Origin of the sequence: Lactobacillus sp. IBH004, assembly GCF_026185255.2 — a bacterium.
In the GTDB taxonomy this organism is placed as follows: Bacteria; Bacillota; Bacilli; order Lactobacillales; family Lactobacillaceae; genus Lactobacillus; species Lactobacillus melliventris.
Genome location: NZ_CP110217.2, coordinates 1,805,533 through 1,824,848, shown reverse-complemented (window position 1 = coordinate 1,824,848; position 19,316 = coordinate 1,805,533). Strand labels below are relative to the sequence as shown.

Sequence of the window (19,316 nt, the reverse complement as noted above, 5' to 3'; positions counted from 1 at the left end):
ATAATTTTATTGGCAAAATAAAGAATTTTTATGATGTAGAATTACTTAACCTTGAGACTTTGACTAAAAATAGTTAATTATAAAAGAGAGTTTACAGATAACATTTTAAGTAAAAAATCTTTTTAGGTTTAGAATGAAAGAAAAGAGGGAGGCTATGTTTATGGAAAATCTCAAAATTATTCAAGGTGACATTACTAAATTAACTATAGATGCAATTGTTAATGCCGCAAACAAGTCTTTATTAGGTGGTTTGGGTGTTGATGGTGCAATACACCAAGCAGCTGGACCGCAGCTGCTGGCCGAGTGCAGGCAGCTTCATGGCTGTGAAACGGGTCAGGCTAAGATTACCAAGGGGTACAAGTTACCTGCCAAGTTTGTCATTCATACTGTGGGGCCAATTTATTCAGGCTCTAAACAAGATAATGAGTTGTTAAAGGACTGTTATATAAACTCGTTAGATTTAGCTAAAGATCATAATCTGCATAGCATTGCTTTTCCGGCTATTTCTACTGGAGCTTACGGTTTTCCTGCTGCACCAGCCGCCCATATTGCCTTTACAGTGGTGCAGAGTTGGCTTACGGAGCATTCTGACTATCAAATGAAGATTATTATGTGTGCCTTTGATGCCAAAACGGCAGAGTTATACCGAGCAGAAGTTAAAAAATAGGCTTGAGGAAAGATTAAGAAGGTTATTTTCAATTGTTTTTCAAAAATTAATCTTACTAATGTCGAGCTATCCCTTTAACTTTTTTATTAAATTATAATTAACTTGTCTATAAAATAATAACCAAGCCAGTAACATGACTTGGTTTTTTTATATAAAAACAGTTCTGAAAGTTGACTAACTATAAAGGTTAATTAGTTTTCGGGGCTTCGACTACTGGTAGAGTGTCGCCAATTTCGTAGTTGAGAGGCAGGACAAGCTAAAATTAATGCTAGATAAACTTGAGTAAAAATGAAAAAAGTAATATTATTAATTAAAAATATTAATAAAAAATAAAAATTAGGAGGAATATGCCTTTAATCAAATATTTTAAAAGATCTAAGTGGCAATTTAGTATAGTAATTGCCTTAACTGTTATTAATTCCGGCTTTTCAACACTTGCAGGAATTGCCAGTGCAAATGCCCTAACTCAGGTCACCAAACTGCATGCCCAACTGTTTTTTATTTGGGTCACAATTATGGCTGCTGCCTATGTCATGTATGCAGTCTTTACCTACTTAATTTCAATCAATCAAACAAAATTGAAGCAGCAAATTGATCTGCTAATTCGGCAGGATGTGGCACAAAAGTTGTCACAATCGGATTATCAGTCTTTTCATCAGCAAACAACTGCAACTTACGTGTCATGGCTAACGAATGATATTAACACGATTAATGACTTTGGCGTAGACGACTTGATGATGATTGTGCAACAATTAGCGAAATCTTGCTGGGAGCAGTCACTTTAGCATATTTTCAGATCAGCTTACTTGTCACTGTTGTTATCTTAACTACAATTATGGCAGTAGTGCCTAACTTGTTTTCAAAATGGTTATCTAAACGTTCGCTTGAATTCTCCCATGCGCAAGAACGGCTAGTTAATAAATTTAATGATGTCCTGAATGGCTTCAATACCTTATTTTTAGCAAATTTACCTCAAGTAATTGTTAAAAGAATTAATCAGGGATCTAAAGATGTAAAGAAAAATGCTGTTGATTACGTTAAGGCAGCTGGGTTCACTCAATCATTTACCAATTGTATTGCCTATTTAAGCCAAGTAATTGTTTTAGCCCAGAGTGGCTATTTGATTTTGCGGCATCTTACACCAGTGGGAACTATTAGTGGTGCGCAATATTTTGCCGGTACAATTTTTGCCGAATTAAGCGGCATTAGTTTTAACTGGCAAGAATTTAGATCACTTAAACCAATTATGGATAAGCTGGCAAATATTAAAACGGCCACGCAGCCTGATCAAAAAACTGAAATTGCTGCCAGTCAAATTCAAATTAAGGGTCTTTCATATACATATCAGGGGAAGAACCAACCAATTTTAGACAATCTGAATTTAACTATTGAAGAAGGGAAAAAGTACCTCTTGCTCGGTGATTCTGCTGCAGGCAAATCAACACTGCTTAATATTATTAGTGGTCTGCTAAAAAATTATACTGGTACGCTTAAATTGGGTGACATAGACTATGCTAAAATAACTGACAGCCAGTTGCATCGAGTAATTTCTTATGTCGAACAAACGCCCTATATTTTTGCAGCCAGTTTAAAATGGAATTTAACTTTGGGGCAAAAGGTTGCTCCTGCAAAGCTAAACCAGGTCATTGCAGCATGTGGCATTGATAAAATAATTGCCCATCTTCCAGCTGGCGTCAACACGATACTGGCAAATCAGGGGTCTAATTTATCTGGTGGGCAAAAGCAGAGAATTGCACTTGCACGGGCACTTTTGCGTGATACACCAGTGTATCTTTTTGATGAGGCGACTTCATCATTAGATAAAGCGGCCAGCATTTCCTTGGAAAAGTTGATTTTGACTCAGAAAAATAAAACCGTTGTTTTAGTAACACATCATTTACAAAAAGAAACAGCTGACTTATTTGACGGAAATATTATTTTAGATAAATAGGCTGTGAAACTGAATTCAAAGCCCTATTTGTGGTAAAGTGACGGCAAAGTTTCACCAGTGACAGTTTTACTTAATTGCTAAATCTTATTTCGGTAATTTAGTCACAATAATACCCCCAAATTTAGGACAAATTTGGGGGTATTTTCACATAAATAAAGCTTTTATTTTACAATCAAGGCAAAGGCTTCATATGGCCTTAAGTTAATGTTGTTAAGTGATTGCGGTGCATTATAGTTACTAATTAAAACCTGGTCAATTTCATCTGGTGCAGAAAACCGTTCGGCACTACCAGTCAAATTGGCAACGACTAACCAGCGCATGCCTGCAAGTTCACGATAATATGCTAAGACATTAGAGCTTGCAGGAACCGGTGTAAAGCTGCCATTAGTGATAATTTCGTTTTCATGACGTAATTTAATGAGTTTTTGATAGGTATAAAAAATTGATTGTGGGTCCGCCAAAGCAGCTTGAACGTTAATATCCTGATAATTAGGATTAAGTGTCAGCCAAGGCTTACCAGTAGTAAAGCCAGCAGCTTTAGCCGTTGACCATTGCATCGGTCTGCGGGCATTGTCGCGTCCTTTAGCATTAATTGACCTTATTAGTTCTTCTTTGGTATAACCTTGCTTGATTCGCTCATTATACATATTGATACTTTCGAGGTCTTCAATTTCTGAAATATCCTTGACTGGGCAGTTAGTCATACCAATTTCTTCACCATTATAAATATACGGAGTACCACGCATTAAATGTAAGGCAATGGCAAACATTTTGGCAGACTGTACGCGGTATTTGTCGTCATTACCCCAACGTGAAATGACACGGGGAATGTCATGATTTTCCCAAAACAAACTGTTCCAACCGTGGTTATAATCTATTTGTGTCTGCCATTTAAGCAAGACTTCTTTAAGATCACTGGCTTTAAACGGCTTGAGATCCCATTTTGGTTTTCCCGGTTGCTTATCAATATTCTGATCTTCAAACTGAAAAATCATTGAGAGTTCATGTCGAGCGGGATCTGAATATTTACGGGCGCTGTCAAGGTCGGCACTCCAAGTCTCACCAACAGTGACTACGTCGCGGTTAGCTAAAACAGCTTGGTTCATTTCCTGAAGATAATGATGAAGTTGTGGACCATTTTCGCGAATTTTGCGATCAGGCTCTTTGCCAATCAGTTCGATTACGTCCATCCGGAAGCCGCCAATGCCTTTATCAAGCCAGAAGTTCATCATGTCGTATATTTTGTGCCGTAATTGCGGATTTTGCCAATTCAAATCCGGTTGTTGCGGGGCAAAAAAGTGCAAGTAATACTGGCCCGTTTGATCATCGAATTGCCAGGCAGAACCTGAAAAGTCAGATTTTAAATCATTTGGTTCATGACCGGCAACAGGATCACGCCAGATATAAAAATCGCGGTAAGGATTATCTTTACTTTTGCGAGCTTCAATAAACCACTGGTGTTGATCAGAGGTATGATTAACAACTAAGTCCATGATGATCCGAATGCCGCGTTTTTTAGCCTCACTAATCAACTTATCCATGTCTTGCATAGTGCCATATTGCGGATCAATTGCTTCATAATCAGCAATATCATAACCATTATCCACACCGGGAGATTGATAAATTGGCGAAAGCCAAATTGCATCGATCCCTAATTTTTGCAAATAATCCAAGTGACTAATAATGCCGGGTAGGTCTCCGATACCATCCCCATTGCTATCTTGGAAGGACTTGGGATAAATTTGATAAATTACTGCATTTTTCCACCAAGGTGTCATATTAATTCTCCTTTGCAATCGCTAACATTATCAGTTAATTATAACACTGCAAAATAATGAGAATTAATGTTACCGGTATCTGATTAAAGTCCTAAATCTGAGTGTAATTGCAGTGCTTCTTCGTCATTGCCCAGCTGCAATAAAGCATCTTTTAAGCATAACATGGGCTTGCCGTCACGATCTGGCGTAGTTTGTGCATGAGCCAAAGAACTGAGAATGGCTTCGTTAACTATATCAACTGTAATCCTAAAGTAGCGGTCAATTTTGTCATCAGTAATTGCCTGAACTGTGCTTAATTCGTGATCAGGAAAATGACTTACGCGGTTAGCAGTAGAAAAGGCCAGGGTAACCTCACCGCTGCCATTACCACTAAATGAGCCAGTGCGTGTAATGCCAATACCAGAACGCTTGGCAATGCGTTTTAATTGCCTCGAGTTAAACGGAATATCGGTAGCAATTATTGTGATAATGCTGCCTTTTTCCTTACTGTCTTTGTTATCCACAAACTTTTTACCAATAGCATGGCCGTAAATATTGAGATCGGTGCTAAGACCAAAATTGGACATGACTAGCGCGCCCATTGTAAAGGTTTTACCGTCAATCTCGACTTGCCTTGAAGCAGAGCCAATACCACCTTTGAGTTCATAGCAGCGCATACCTGTACCGCCACCAACACCGCCTTCAGCGAAATCAATTGTGGCAGCGGCAAAAGCATCGTTAACATCGTCTTCGGTGACACCCAAATCGCGGATATGATTAATTGAGCTGTCATTGCATTCCATAATGATCGGATTGACACTACCAGTTGAAAGGCCAATTTCAGGGTTTTCGGCCAGCATTCTTTTGACCAGAGCCATCGAGGCAGTGCCCACGCTGAGAGTATTGGTTAACACCAGAGGCGTTTCGATTGTACCCAGTTCATTAATTTGAATTAAACCTGTACTTTTGCCAAAGCCGTTAATCACATGTGTAGCGGCCGGCATTTTTTCCCGAAAAATGTTGTCTGGACAAGGGTTGATTACAGTGACACCGGTTCTGAGTCTATCAGTGACAATTGTCTTGTGGCCAACTGTAACTCCGGCAACATCTGTAATTAAGTTTTTTGGTCCAGGCTTAGTATCGCTAAGCGCAAATAAAAGTGGTTTGTTAAGTCCCATTTTTACTCCTTTTGTTTTTTAAAAAATTTCTTCTCTTATTAAAACGGTTCGTTAATTTTTATGCAAGATAAAAAGCAACTATACCAAGATAATCTGACGCAAAAGCAGGTAGTCAACAAAGGCATAGCACACAGCTTTTGGCTGCGCCAATTTATGCAATCTGCTAATCAGGATTAGATTGGCAGAAAACAAGGCAAAGGAAAAAAGAACCAAACAGTTTATTAACCGCTTGATTCTATTTAATCTTTATTAACTGTATTTGCTAAAGAGTCAGAACTTTTCTATTTAATTATTTTTAAATTGCTAAAAATTAGCTTTTTTAATATAACGGTTCTTACCAACAATATAGTATAACTTATGATTAATTTTAATAGCGCCACCATATGTTGTTATCGTATATTTCTTTTTCAGTACCTTGCGGCCCAAGCGTTTAGCTTTTTTAGTGTAGATGTAAGCATTATGCTTTAATTTACGGTTTACCCCAGTTATATTAACTGCTTTTACAAAGTCATTATTGCCTAAATCATAGTACTTTTTGCCTTGAATTAGCTTAGTACTATAAGTTTTGACCGTTTCGCCAGCAAAATACTCACCCTTTTTACGGATGCCATTTTCATCATAAACATATGAATTGTGGAAAACAGTTCTTGTAACAGAACTTAAACCAGTATCATTTTTAGTGTAAATGTAAGTAACGTCTTGATTTTGATCACTGTAAAAGCCGGTAGCATTATCAGGCCTGGCTTTTAGCGTATAGCCAGCAATTTCTACAGGAGAGATAATGTAACCATCGCCGACATTGCCCTGTAATACCGTATCGGGTGCAAGTTTATTGCCGCTTTCATCTTGATAATGAACAATCACATTCGCGGCTTTGACTGGGGTTGCAGCGGCTGGAGTAGAAGGGACGGATACGGGAACAGCGGAATAAATAAACTTGACAATTTGTGGCTGATCAGTGAAAAAGCCACTGGCGTTAGCGGGAATTTCCTTGATAACGTATCCTGGAATTGTTTTAGGTGTCAATTTATAGCTGTTACCGATTTTACCATTTAAACTTGTTTCATCCGCAATAGACTTGCCGTCAGTATCTAAATAAAAAGCCTTAATAGCTGCACCTGGACGGATATACGTGTCATCAATTCCATGGGAAGCTAAATCATTAGAATTCAATTTCTGGTTTGCTTGTGGTGCGTCTTCAGTGCCATTGCCAACATTAACCCACGTTCCCGGAGTATCAAGATGCGAATCATTAATATAAGTTCTTTTTCCTAGTTTAAGGGTGTTCAATTTAGTAAGTCCATGTAACATATAACCCTTGTCAATACCGGGATCTATGACGAAACTGCTGAGATCAAGTTCTTTTAAGTTACTACAATCAGTAAACATTCCAATCATATCGTTCACTTTAGAAGTGTCAAAGGATGATAAGTCTAACTTGGTTAAGCTGGAACAATCTTCAAAAACCCTTATCATGTTGGTAACATTACTAGTATTAAATTTGCTAAGGTCTAGAGCAGTTAAACTGGAGCACCCACTAAACATGAATTTCATACTGTTTACATTAGCTATTGTGAATTTAGGTGAAAACTTAATGCTCTGCAAATTTTCACAACCTTGAAACATGCCTTCTACATATTGTGTATTGGTGGTATCAAAGCCGGACAAATCCAGGTCAGTCAATTTACCGCAATCCGCAAACATATAAAGCATATTAGTAACTTTGGGAGTCTGTAAATCACCGATGCCGTCTATGCTGGTTAAATTTTTACAATTTGCAAACATGTACCTCATGTCAATGGTATCAGATGTATCAAGATTTTTTAGACCGGTAATTTTAGTTAAATTAGGTAAGCCTCTGAACATTTCTGCAGCCGAATTAACTTTTAATTGACCAGTAAACTTCACTTCCTGAATATCATCTTTGTTAATGCCATTAATATAGGCCATAGATCCGGGTTGAGTAACACTGCCGCCGGGAACAGTAACTACGTGGTTGCTATAAGTGACGTCGAGGTTTCCCCATTTAAAAGTATTAGGAGCTGAATCTTGAAATTGAGGCGCCTCTGGAGTGTTAACTTTTGGTTGATCGTTTGTGGTAGATTTAGGGAACGCAACTTTATTGTTAGCATAATTTTTACCAGCAACAGTTTGCTTGGTAAGGGATGAAAGCACTGTCTCATCGGCTTTGACTGTTTTAGGGGTCATGGATAATAAGCTTAAGCTGGCAGCAGCAATGCTAAAGTACACTAATGAAGTTTCTGCTTGCTTAGAATTCTTTTTCTTCCTCATGTTACTATTCCTTCTTCAACAATAAAATAAATGTATACATGATTAATATTTAGCTTATACTTTATTACAGGTATTATACATCCTTTTAGTTTATTAACATAATTTATACACTTTTATTTGAAAAGAACAAATAGTTAATTTGATTAATAAATTGCCAAGCTGGCTTGCTTACTCACTAGGAGTTATTATGCCAAGCAAAAATAAACCCAATTAGCAGCGATAACTACTAATTGGGTTTATTTATTTATGAAAAGTATTTTTTGTTATCTAAAGTTAGCTTTCTTAACAAATTGGTTCTTGCCAATGATGTAGTACCACTTGTTGTGCATCTTGACTGCACCACCGTAAGTTCTAACTTTCCTATTCTTCTTTAAAACTTTACGTCCAAAGCGCTTAACTTTATTATTCTTCTTAGTGTAAATGTAAGCATTATGCTTTAATTTACGGTTAATACCTGTAACGTTGTTGGCCTTGACGAAGCGATCGTTACCTAAGTCATAGAACTTCTTGCCGTTAATATACTTAGTGCCATAAGTAGTAATGGAATCACCAACGTAGAATTCACCACTTACACGTACACCATTTTGGTTAAAGATGTAAGCATTGTGAGTAACAACTCTCTTAACGCCCTTCTTGACGTTAGTGTTTGGCTTAGTTGTAGTATTGTTGTTGGATGGAGCAACTGGCGTACTTGGAGTAGATGGAATAACTGGCGTACTTGGGGTTGAAGGTGTGCTTGGAGTAGATGGAGTAGCTGGTGTACTTGGAGTAGATGGAATAACTGGAGTTACATTATTACTTGCAGGTTTTAAAGTGTAAAGACCAGCCTTACCATCAAATTGACTTGCAAATTCATCAGAAGTTAAGTTTTTACCGTTCAGGTTCCATGTACCCTTTGTGTTAAGACCAGAACTTTTAATAATATTGTCTTTACCAAGTTTTAGCGAGGTTAAGCTGTCCAGTCCCTTTAGCATATCAGTTTCAGCGGGTTCACTATAAAGTGTATTTCCGTCTGCATCTTTTACTGGTACTGGTTCTGATGGAGTTGTGAAATTACTGATGTCCAAAGATGTTAAAGCGCTCTGGTTGCTGAACATATTGCCCATTCGTTCTACCTTAGTAGTAACAAACTTATCCAAGCCTTTAATTTCAGTCAATTTCGGAGCAGCGTCTTTACTTGGTTTATCGTCATCATTAGATGCATCAACCTGAGCAAACATGTATGACATATCAGTCACGTTTGAAGTGTTAAATTTTGATACATCTAATGAGGTTAAACTAGAATCATTGGTAAACATGCCCATCATGTCGGTTACTTTAGAAGTGTCAAAGTTTGACAGGTCTAATGAAGTTAATTTAGGATCATTAGCAAACATTTGGTTCATGCTAGTGACTCCTTTTGTATCAAGGTTGTTTAATCCCTCAATTTCCTTCAAGTTTGGTAAATTAGCAAATAATGAACTGGCATTGCCGTTGAAAGTAACAGGACCGTCAATTTTAATGATTTCAATTTCATCTGTGTTAACATCATCAATATTCCAAGCTATTCGGAAAGGATTGATAATAGGTGGTTGTTGACCACCTGGATAATAATTGTTAATTAAACCTGCTTTATCTGACTTAATAGTAAAAGTCTTAGTCTTTTCGTCATAATGATAAGTTCCCATAATCCATCTTGAAGCCCATAGACTGTGTGAATCATCTTCGGCAGTATGATCCTCTATATCTTTTTTATTGCCCTTATCATTATTTGTTGTTGACTTAGTTTCAGCTGGCTTAACAGGTTGCTCTCCCTGTGATTCGGCAGCCTTAGCTGCAACAGGATTTGCAGCAATCACACTTAAGGCAGCAACAGCCATGCTAGTAAATAAAATCTTTTTACCTTTATGATAAAAATTGTTATGCATATTCACACTCTTCCTCCAATTAAATTTTTATTACATCATAATTTATTATATACACATATCTTATACAAATAAATATCATAAAATGTGTTTTTATATAGTTATGGCTATTTTTTGGTACAAGTAAATAAAGTAAAAAATTAAATTCATAAATTAAAGCTGGTTAAAAAAGAAGAGGGTATAATTTAAAGTCCGAGTCCGTTTTTCTGCCATTGAACTATATGCCAATTAAGCTAGCAAATGGGGCCTAGTTCTCAATGATTTTATTATCTAGACTGCTGCTTTTACTTATCCTGCTTTCAGTTAAATTTTGCTTGTTTTGCTTGCTATTAATGGCAAACATTTTACTATTATTTTCATTATTAAAAATAATTTGATTAAATTATGAAAGCCTTTAAGTACTAAATATTATCTGATCATTTTCCTTTTTGAAGTCTTACCTGATGTAATGTAGCTACCTCCCTATATAGTTAGTAATACTTTTACTTAGGGTGATTTCATTAACATTTTTATTCATAATCTTGCTAACCAAAAGCTCCGTAAAGTTAATGTTTTTTACGGAGTATCTTCACTGATGCGTTGCTAGCGCTAGTTGTTTTTTATTAAAAAAAGCATGACACCCCAACTATCTTGTTAGGATGTCATGCCTAGTCTTATATCTAAATTAAACTATCAAAAGCAGCGTAAGAATATTTTAGCTATACCTAATTTCTAAAAGTTAGCTTTCTTTACATATTGGTTTTTACCTACAATGTAGTACCACTTATTGTGCATCTTGATTGCACCACCGTAAGTTCTAACTTTCTTATTCTTCTTTAGAACTTTACGTCCAAGACGCTTAATTTTCTTATTCTTCTTTAAAACTTTACGTCCAAGGCGTTTAGCTTTCTTATTCTTTTTAGTGTAAATGTATGCATTATGCTTTAATTTACGGATTACACCTGAAACGTTGCTTACTTTAATATAACGGTTATTACCTAAATCATAAAACTTCTTACCTTTAATGATTATAACGCCGTAAGTTTTAATCTTTTTGCCGACAAAGTATTCTTCAAGTCTGCGCTTGCCATTCCGGTCATATATGTAAGAATTGTGATGCACAGTTCTGATAACTGCAGTTTGAGAATTATGTTGAACCGGTACCTTAATAACATCTGGTTTATCCGAGTTAACAGGATTAACAGAAATAATTGGGTTACTTGGGTTAACCGAGATAATAGGATAAACAGGGTAAATTGGGTTAGTAGAACCATTACTGCCAGAACCATTACTGTTAGAACCATTGCTGCCAGAACCATTACTGTTAGAACCATTACTGCCAGACCCGTTACTATCGGAGTCATTGCTGTCGGACCCGTTACTACCAGATCCATTACTGTCGGAATCGTTGCTGTCTGAGTTGTTGCTACTTGATTCGTTGCTGCCGGATCCGTTACTGCCAGAGTCGTTTTTATCGGAGTCGTTGGTGTCAGATCCATTACTACCGGATCCGATACTGTCGGAACTATTGGAGCCTGACCCGTTACTATCGGATTCGCTGCTACCAGAGCTATTGCTGCTGGAGTCGTTGCTGTCGGAGTCGTTACTACCAGATCCGTTACTACCGGAACCATTGGAGCCTGAGTCGTTACTACCAGATCCGTTACTGTCGGAATCGTTGCTGTCTGAGCCGCTACTATTGGAGTCGTTGCTGTCAGATCCATTACTACCGGATCCGATACTGTCGGAACTATTGGAGCCTGACCCGTTACTATCGGATTCGCTGCTACCAGAGCTATTGCTGCTGGAGTCGTTGCTGTCGGAGTCGTTACTACCAGATCCGTTACTACCGGAACCATTGGAGCCTGAGTCGTTACTACCAGATCCGTTACTGTCGGAATCGTTGCTGTCTGAGCCGCTACTATTGGAGTCGTTGCTGTCTGAGCCGTTACTATCGGAATCATTACTGCCAGAGCCATTGGAGCCTGACCCGTTACTATCAGACCCATTACTACCGGAATCGTTACTACCAGATCCGTTGCTGCCAGATCCATTACTACCGGAATCGTTGCTGCTGGAGTCGTTGCTGTCAGAACCATTGGAGCTAGATCCGTTACTATCGGATCCATTGCTGTCAGATCCGTTACTATCGGAGTCGTTACTGCCGGATCCGTTGCTGCCAGATCCGTTACTGTCGGAGTCGTTACTGCCGGAGTCGTTACTACCAGATCCGTTACTACCGGAACCATTGGAGCCTGAGTCGTTACTATCAGATCCATTGCTGCTGGAGTCGTTACTGTCAGAACCATTGGAGCCTGACCCGTTACTGCCAGAGTCACTGCTGTCTGAGCCGTTACTACCAGAGCCATTGCTGTCAGAGCTATTGGAGCCGGAGTCGTTGTTGCCAGATCCGTTACTGCCGGAACCGTTACTGTCAGAGTCGTTGCTACCAGATCCGTTACTACCAGAACCATTACTATCGGATTCGTTGGAGTCGGATCCGTTACTACCAGATCCGTTACTATTGGATCCATTGCTGTCTGAGCCGTTACTATCAGAGTCGTTACTGCTGGAGTCGTTGCTGTCGGAACTATTGGAGCTGGAGTCGTTGCTGTCAGAATCGTTGCTGTCGGAGTCGTTGTTGCCGGAATCATTACTGCCGGAGTCGTTACTGTTGGAGCCATTGCTGCCGGATCCGTTACTGCCAGAGTCGTTGTTATCGGAGTCGTTACTACCGGATCCGTTAGTGTCGGAACCATTGGAGCCAGATCCGTTACTACCGGATCCATTGCTGTCAGAACCATTGCTGTCAGACCCGTTACTGTCAGATCCATTACTATCGGATTCGTTGGAGTTGGATCCGTTACTACCAGATCCGTTACTACCGGATCCGTTAGTGTCGGAACCATTGGAGCCAGATCCATTACTACCGGATCCGTTACTATCGGAACTATTGGAGCTGGAGTCGTTACTACCAGATCCGTTAGTGTCGGACCCATTGCTGCCAGAGTCGTTACTACCGGATCCGTTGCTATCGGAGTCGTTACTGCCAGAACCATTACTGTCGGAGTCGTTACTACCAGACCCGTTACTGTCAGAGTCGTTGCTACCAGATCCGTTACTACCAGATCCGTTACTACCAGAACCATTACTACCGGATCCGTTACTGTCAGAACCATTGGAGCCTGACCCATTGCTGTCAGACCCGTTACTACCGGAACCATTGGAGTCGGATCCGTTACTACCGGAGTCGTTACTACCAGAGCCATTGCTGTCAGAGCTATTGGAGCCGGAGTCGTTGTTGCCAGATCCGTTACTGCCGGAACCGTTACTGTCAGAGTCGTTGCTACCAGATCCGTTACTACCAGAACCATTAGAGCCAGACCCGTTGCTGTCTGATCCATTACTGTCTGAACCGTTGCTGCCAGAACCATTGGAACCGGAACCATTACTGCTGGAGTCGTTACTACCGGAGTCGCTGTTGCCGGACCCGTTGCTGTCGGAACCATTAGAGCCGGAATCGTTACTACCAGAACCATTAGAGCCAGACCCGTTGCTGTCGGATCCATTACTGTCTGAACCGTTGCTACCTGAGCTATTGCTGCTGGAGTCGTTGCTACCAGATCCATTACTACCGGATCCGTTACTATCGGATTCGTTGGAGTCGGATCCGTTACTACCAGATCCGTTACTATCGGATCCATTGCTGTCTGAGCCGTTACTATCAGAGTCGTTACTGCTGGAGTCGTTGCTGTCGGAACTATTGGAGCTGGAGTCGTTGCTGTCAGAACCATTGCTACCGGATCCGTTACTGTTGGAGTCGTTGCTGTCGGAACTATTGCTGCCAGATCCATTGCTGTCAGAATCATTGCTGCTGGAGTCGTTACTGTCTGAGTTGTTGCTACTTGATTCGTTACTGTCAGAACCATTGGAGCCGGAGTCGTTACTATCAGATCCATTACTACCAGACCCGTTACTGTCTGAGTTGTTGCTACTTGATTCGTTACTGTCAGAACCATTGGAGCCTGACCCATTGCTGTCAGACCCGTTACTACCGGAACCATTGGAGTCGGATTCATTACTACCGGAACCATTGGAGTCGGATTCATTACTACCGGAATCGTTGCTGCCAGAGCTATTGGAGTCGGATCCGTTGCTGTCGGAACCATTGCTGTCAGAACCATTGCTACTGGATCCGTTACTGTTGGAGTCGTTGCTGTCGGAACTATTGCTGCCAGATCCGTTACTGTCGGACCCGTTACTGTCAGAACCATTGGAGTCGGATCCATTACTACCGGAATCGTTGCTGCCAGAACCATTGGAACCAGACCCATTACTGTCAGATCCATTACTACCAGATCCGTTACTATCGGATCCATTGCTGTCAGAGCTATTGGAGTCGGATCCGTTGCTGTCGGAACCATTGCTGCCAGATCCATTACTACCGGAACCATTGGAGCCGGAGTCGTTGGTATCAGATCCATTACTACCGGAATCATTGGAGTCGGATCCGTTACTACCAGATCCGTTACTATCGGATCCGTTACTGTCGGAGTCGTTGCTGCCAGAACCATTGGAACCAGACCCATTACTGTCAGATCCATTACTACCGGATCCATTACTACCGGATCCGTTACTATCGGATTCGTTGGAGTCGGATCCGTTACTACCAGATCCGTTACTATCGGATCCATTACTGCCAGAACCATTACTGTCGGAACCATTGGAGCTGGAGTCGTTACTATCGGAGTCATTGGAGCCAGATCCGTTACTATCGGATCCGTTGCCATCAGTTGTATCTTTATCCTTAGTATACGTAAAATAGAATTCTGGTATAGTACCCTGATCTTTTTCCAGCTTAGTAGGAAGGTTGTCAGATTGACAAGTATAGCCAGCTATTTTCTTTGGTGTTAATTTACTAAAGTCATTATCAGCTACATATGCATACCCAATTGGTGTAATATCATTCTTACTATCATCATAGTAATGCACTATAACGTTATAGCGAATAAATTCCTCTTCAGTTAATTTTTTATAATTAAATACTATATTTTGTATAGTCCACGGTAATTCTGGTAAACCTGAGCTCAATGGATAACTGTTTTGAGGATTATTTTCTGTTCCACTACCCACATTGATCCATTTATTGGGATAGTTATTATCAATTAGATTTGAACCTTCTAGCTTATTTTTACTACTGATAGCTATAGCGCATAAACTTGGCAAGTCTACAAGCATGTTTATAGTCTTATTCTTATCCTTATTCTCCAAGTCAAGCGAGTCAACAGGCACATTTTTCATGTCAAAATTACTGATATCAAGCTTTTGTAATGCTTTACAGCTCTGAAACATGGAAGTCATATTAGTAACTTTTGCAGTATTGAAGCTGGATAGATCGAGATCAATTAGTTCTCCACAAAAAGAAAACATGTTTGACATATCAGTAACGTCAGAAGTATCTAGCTTATCAAGTCCTTTTATTGACGTTAATCGATTGAGACCATTAAAAAGGCCATGGGCGGATCCGTAAATTTTAACATTTCCATTAAACCTGATTTCTTTAACATCATCCGCAATGTGAAAGCCAAGGTCTAATTTACCATCTTCATTATGAATGGCACCACCATAAATAGTTAATATCCCTTGTCTCTTATCAAAAGTTATTTTTAATTTGTTCCAAGTTGTTTTAATGATATTTTCGTTAGCCTTAAGATCATTTTCTTCTTGAGTACTAGGAGAGTTAGTACTTTTTGAAGTTATAGTAGTTGTGGCAGAATCTGAGCTATTTCCTGATGTGGGTGTAGCAGAATTTGAGTCATTACCAAAATTATTTGAAGCAGTACTAGTGATATTGTTATTTGAATCATGATATGGACTGCCCGTGTCAGATATAGTATCTGCTTTGGCAGAGTCAGGATTAATTGCGATTAAGCTTAAAACAGTAGCCGCAACACTGGTAAATAAGAATTTCTTATTAGTTTGATTTACATTCTTTCGTTTATACATTTTTATCCTCCAAGATATACATATACTTATTAAATATACATGATGTTAAATATACAGGTAAAATTAGGGAAAAGCAAAATAGTTTATACTAATAATCTTATAAATTTTTTAATAAATAAATTTTAGTATAAAAAAGTTATTCTGAAATATCATTTTTTTCACATATTTATTTATAAACGAATATCTAATATATATAAAAAACGTCTCTCGATTACTTAAATCAGAGAGACGTTTACGTATATTTTGTTTTTTGTTATTTATTAGAAGTTGGCTTTTTTAAAATACTGATTTTTACCAGAAAAGTATTATAGCCTGTAATACTGCTATAATAGCACATCAACAGATCTCAATCATACAATCTTTAGGTCTTTTGTCCATAGCGTTTACATTTTCTAGTGTAAATATAAGTGTTATGTTTTAGTTTAGCCTACGGCTACTTCCATAAACTTTATTAGTTTTGGCAAACATATCATTACCCAAGTCATAGTATTCTTAACTTTGAATATAGGTTTTACCATAGCTATAATACTTGCATCACTATAATATTAGCCGGCTTTATGGCTACCTTTGTGATCATAAAGATGTAAATTATGATAAATAGCAATTTAGAACATTCTTTATTAATTAAAACTTAGCTAGTCTTTTTTGCGACCAAACCAGGCTGCACCTATGGCGGTTGCCAAAGCTAAACTGCCCAAAGCCAGCATTGCTAAACTGTTATGCTTGTCGTTACCAGTTTGCGGCAAGGGATCAGTTAAACTATCATCTGAGGTGGTTCGTGCAGTTGAAGTAGGACCATTGTAATCTAGACTATTTGCTAGTTGCTGGTCACGAATTGCATTTTTACCTTTGATATTAAATCCTTTATTAAAAGCTTTATGAGGTTTAACAGTCTTGGGTTTGCGATTCACAGGTGATGGAATGTTATTTGGTTCATTGTTAGGCAAGTTGTTGCCATTATTTTGACTATTACTGCCAGAACTGGAATTGTTGTTAGAATTGCCAGTGTTACTGCCTTGACTATTGGATCCTTGGCTATTAGAAGACGAAGGATTATTGACTGAACCGTTATTTCCAGAAGAACTGTTAGTGTTATTTGGAACTGAAGTATTAGGATTGCTGTTGCCAGAACCTTGACTGCCTTGAGAGCTTTGGCTGCTTTCGGAACCTTGACTATCTGTACCAGTTTTCTTAGTGTAGACCAAAGTAATATCTTGCGGGTCAGAAGTAAATGCTTTTACATCAGGATTTTTATTTTCCTTTAAGGTGTAACCAGTAATATTAGTGTCAACATTTATCGGGTCTGAAATATTACCGAAGAGTTCTTCATCAGGAACTAGCTGATTGCCTTGTTCATCTCGGCGATGAACAGTTACGATGCCACCAAGGTTAGTAAAGAGCTTATAAGTATCATGATCAGTAGAGCCCTGATATTTAGTCATCAACTCGGCTGAAGTCCATTTTTTGGTCCCTTTAGCGGGAGAGCCTTCGCCTGCACCCATGTTTACCCAGGTGCCTGGTTGCTGGAGTGAATTATTTGGCTGATTATCCAGTGTAGTAAACTTAAAGTCTTTGCCTAAAGCTAGCTTAGTTAAGCTGGAACAAGAACTGAACATATCCTTCATTTCAGCATTAGCTGCAACTTTAAAACTGGATAGGTCTACACTAATTAAAGCTGTGTCGCCACTGAACATCGAAGAATAGGAAGCAACATTATCAGTATTGAGACTTGAAAGATCCAATGCAGTCAATTTAGGGCAGTTCGAAAACATTTCTTCCATATTTGTTACTTGCGAAGTATCTAAATTACTTAAGCCTTTTATAGTAGCTAAATTCTTCAGGTTCTTAAATACTCCGTTGGCACTGCCTATAATTGCAATAGGGGCATTAAGATCAATTTCTTTAATCTCATCAACATTTACGCCCTTAATATTTTGGCTAATGCTAATATCTCGAGTGTCAAGTGCGTAGCTCTTTTCTTTGTTTCCTGAGTTGTCAATTTTATAGTTTATGCCTTTTACGCCCAGTGATAAGACGCCATTATTAAAGGTGTAAGGAACACCTTCCCAAGTGTTGTCACTAGTGTTATCAGTTTTACTCTTAGAGTAGACCAAAGTAATATCTTGCGGGTCGGAGATAAATTCTTTTACATCAGGATTTTTATTTTCTTTGAAGGTGTAGCCAGCAAATTCTTTGCTGGTATCAACAGTTACTGGATTGGAAATATTGCCGAAGAGTTTTTCGTCAGGAATTTGCTTACCATCTTGATCAACTAGCTGCTTGCCATCTTCATCTTGGCGATGAATGGTGACTGCACCAGCGGTATATCTAGCATAGGTATCATGGTCTTTGTCTCCTTGGTAATTAGTCATTAACTCGTCTGAAGACCATATATTTGTCCCTTTAGCGGGAGAGTCCTGATCAACTCCCGTATTTACCCACGTTCCTGATAAATCTTTTAATCCAGTAGAGCCAACAAACTTAAAGTTTTTGCCTAAAGTTAGCTTGGTTAGGTTGGGACAAGAACTGAACATATCATTCATAGTTTTAACTTTAGAAGTATCAAAACTAGATAAGTTCAAACTGGTTAAATTATCACAACCATCAAACATATTATTCATTGTAGTAACATTAGAAGTATTTAAACTAGACAAGTCTAAATTAGATAAAGCTGTGCAGCCTTTAAACATGTTACTCATATCAGAGACTAAAGAAGTATCGAAATTAGAAGAATTCAGTCCTTCTAGAGTAGTTAAATTTGGATCATTTTCGAACATTTCAGCCATAGATGTTGCAGGTGTGTGCTGTTTGTCGCCTATTACTAAGTTTTCTAAGCCCGTAATCTTTTGTAATTTAGGCAAATCTCTGAATAAGCCAATAGAGTAGGGCAATGTTACTTGACCAGTTATATCTATTTCTTTAATATTAGACCAAATATCACTATCACTAGTGTGAATACCAATGTCAGGTAAATTTCCATTTACGGCGAAGACGTTGACTTTACCACTTGAAATAGTAAATATTCCAGTCTCTTTATCAAAAGCAACAGGAACTGTATACCAAATACTCTTTATCTGAGCTTTAGTAGCTTCAGCAGGGTTAAATCGTTCTGTAGCAGTCTTATTATCAGAAGCTGAAACAGAATCGTGGTCATTATTACTGGTTGAAGCAGCAGAATTTTGGTCTTGGCCAGTTGTTGTGCTTACTTTAGTTTGACTGCCACTGTCTTGGTCAGCAGGGTCAGCGGTTGCCGTTTCACCTGCAGTCTCTGAATCCGTCTCAGTTTGATAGTTTAACTTGGTCTTAACCGTTCTTCTAGTCGTCTTCTTAGTGGCACGGTTGCCATTCAAAGTGGCTGCCTTCACTGCCTGGGGCTTGGCATTAATTAAGCCTAAAGCAGCTGCGGCTACGCCGCTGAGTAATATTTTTTCTCCTTGTTTATTATTATTCTTAAGCATGTTCATATAATTCCTCTTCTAAACTGCATGTTAATATAAGCTTAGTATATGGCTGAGTTTAGTAAAAGTCAAACCTGGTCTATTTAACCAAAAAAGCGCTCTACATTTTGTAATATAGAACGCT

The 19,316-nt window shown here is 38.8% G+C and carries 10 protein-coding genes; 3 read left to right on the top strand and 7 right to left on the bottom strand.

Annotated features, from left to right (window positions below; all coding sequences use genetic code 11):
* Positions 1 to 160 precede the first annotated feature (160 nt).
* The 3 genes from LDX54_RS08935 to LDX54_RS08925 all read left to right on the top strand — a co-directional run bounded on the left by LDX54_RS08935 (position 161) and on the right by LDX54_RS08925 (position 2,618).
* Positions 161 to 667 carry an O-acetyl-ADP-ribose deacetylase gene (locus tag LDX54_RS08935; protein ID WP_265667360.1) on the top strand — a complete coding sequence of 169 codons (507 nt, stop codon included), beginning with the start codon at positions 161 to 163 and terminating at the stop codon, positions 665 to 667.
* 347 nt (positions 668 to 1,014) lie between these two features.
* Positions 1,015 to 1,452: a hypothetical protein gene (locus LDX54_RS08930; protein WP_265667361.1), complete on the top strand. Its 438-nt coding sequence runs from the start codon at positions 1,015 to 1,017 to the stop codon at positions 1,450 to 1,452.
* A complete protein-coding gene (locus LDX54_RS08925; RefSeq protein ID WP_265667362.1) occupies positions 1,431 to 2,618 on the top strand; it encodes an ABC transporter ATP-binding protein in 1,188 nt (395 codons plus the stop codon). Before LDX54_RS08930 ends, LDX54_RS08925 begins: the two co-directional genes overlap by 22 nt.
* 161 nt (positions 2,619 to 2,779) lie before the next feature.
* Here LDX54_RS08925 and LDX54_RS08920 read toward each other — a convergent pair whose 3' ends face one another.
* The 7 genes from LDX54_RS08920 to LDX54_RS08890 form a co-directional block, all read right to left on the bottom strand.
* Positions 2,780 to 4,396, bottom strand: a complete 1,617-nt coding sequence (locus LDX54_RS08920; protein ID WP_265667363.1) for an alpha-glucosidase — start codon at positions 4,394 to 4,396, stop codon at positions 2,780 to 2,782.
* 83 nt (positions 4,397 to 4,479) lie between these two features.
* Positions 4,480 to 5,553 carry a P1 family peptidase gene (locus LDX54_RS08915; protein ID WP_265667364.1) on the bottom strand — a complete coding sequence of 358 codons (1,074 nt, stop codon included), beginning with the start codon at positions 5,551 to 5,553 and terminating at the stop codon, positions 4,480 to 4,482.
* A 303-nt stretch (positions 5,554 to 5,856) separates the two neighbouring features.
* Complete coding sequence (locus tag LDX54_RS08910) at positions 5,857 to 7,845, bottom strand: BspA family leucine-rich repeat surface protein (protein ID WP_265667365.1); 1,989 nt, start codon at positions 7,843 to 7,845, stop codon at positions 5,857 to 5,859.
* Positions 7,846 to 8,108: 263 nt separating this feature from the next.
* Entirely contained in the window at positions 8,109 to 9,752 is a 1,644-nt protein-coding gene (locus LDX54_RS08905) for an SLAP domain-containing protein (protein ID WP_265667366.1), read from the bottom strand.
* Positions 9,753 to 10,460: 708 nt separating this feature from the next.
* Positions 10,461 to 10,850, bottom strand: a complete 390-nt coding sequence (locus LDX54_RS08900) for an SLAP domain-containing protein (protein ID WP_265667367.1) — start codon at positions 10,848 to 10,850, stop codon at positions 10,461 to 10,463.
* Positions 10,757 to 14,518 carry a hypothetical protein gene (locus LDX54_RS08895; RefSeq protein ID WP_265667368.1) on the bottom strand — a complete coding sequence of 1,254 codons (3,762 nt, stop codon included), beginning with the start codon at positions 14,516 to 14,518 and terminating at the stop codon, positions 10,757 to 10,759. The genes LDX54_RS08900 and LDX54_RS08895 overlap by 94 nt, the downstream gene beginning before the upstream one ends.
* A gap of 1,851 nt (positions 14,519 to 16,369) precedes the next feature.
* On the bottom strand, positions 16,370 to 19,198 hold the full coding sequence (locus tag LDX54_RS08890) for a BspA family leucine-rich repeat surface protein (protein ID WP_265667369.1): 2,829 nt from the start codon (positions 19,196 to 19,198) through the stop codon (positions 16,370 to 16,372).
* Positions 19,199 to 19,316: the final 118 nt, after the last annotated feature.

Coding starts and splice junctions, on each gene's coding strand:
- LDX54_RS08895 (WP_265667368.1), bottom strand. CDS start 14,518: ATGGCAACGGATCCGATAGTAACGGATCTGGCTCCAATGACTCCGATA.
- LDX54_RS08935 (WP_265667360.1), top strand. CDS start 161: ATGGAAAATCTCAAAATTATTCAAGGTGACATTACTAAATTAACTATA.
- LDX54_RS08930 (WP_265667361.1), top strand. CDS start 1,015: ATGCCTTTAATCAAATATTTTAAAAGATCTAAGTGGCAATTTAGTATA.
- LDX54_RS08920 (WP_265667363.1), bottom strand. CDS start 4,396: ATGACACCTTGGTGGAAAAATGCAGTAATTTATCAAATTTATCCCAAG.
- LDX54_RS08905 (WP_265667366.1), bottom strand. CDS start 9,752: ATGCATAACAATTTTTATCATAAAGGTAAAAAGATTTTATTTACTAGC.
- LDX54_RS08890 (WP_265667369.1), bottom strand. CDS start 19,198: ATGAACATGCTTAAGAATAATAATAAACAAGGAGAAAAAATATTACTC.
- LDX54_RS08910 (WP_265667365.1), bottom strand. CDS start 7,845: ATGAGGAAGAAAAAGAATTCTAAGCAAGCAGAAACTTCATTAGTGTAC.
- LDX54_RS08915 (WP_265667364.1), bottom strand. CDS start 5,553: ATGGGACTTAACAAACCACTTTTATTTGCGCTTAGCGATACTAAGCCT.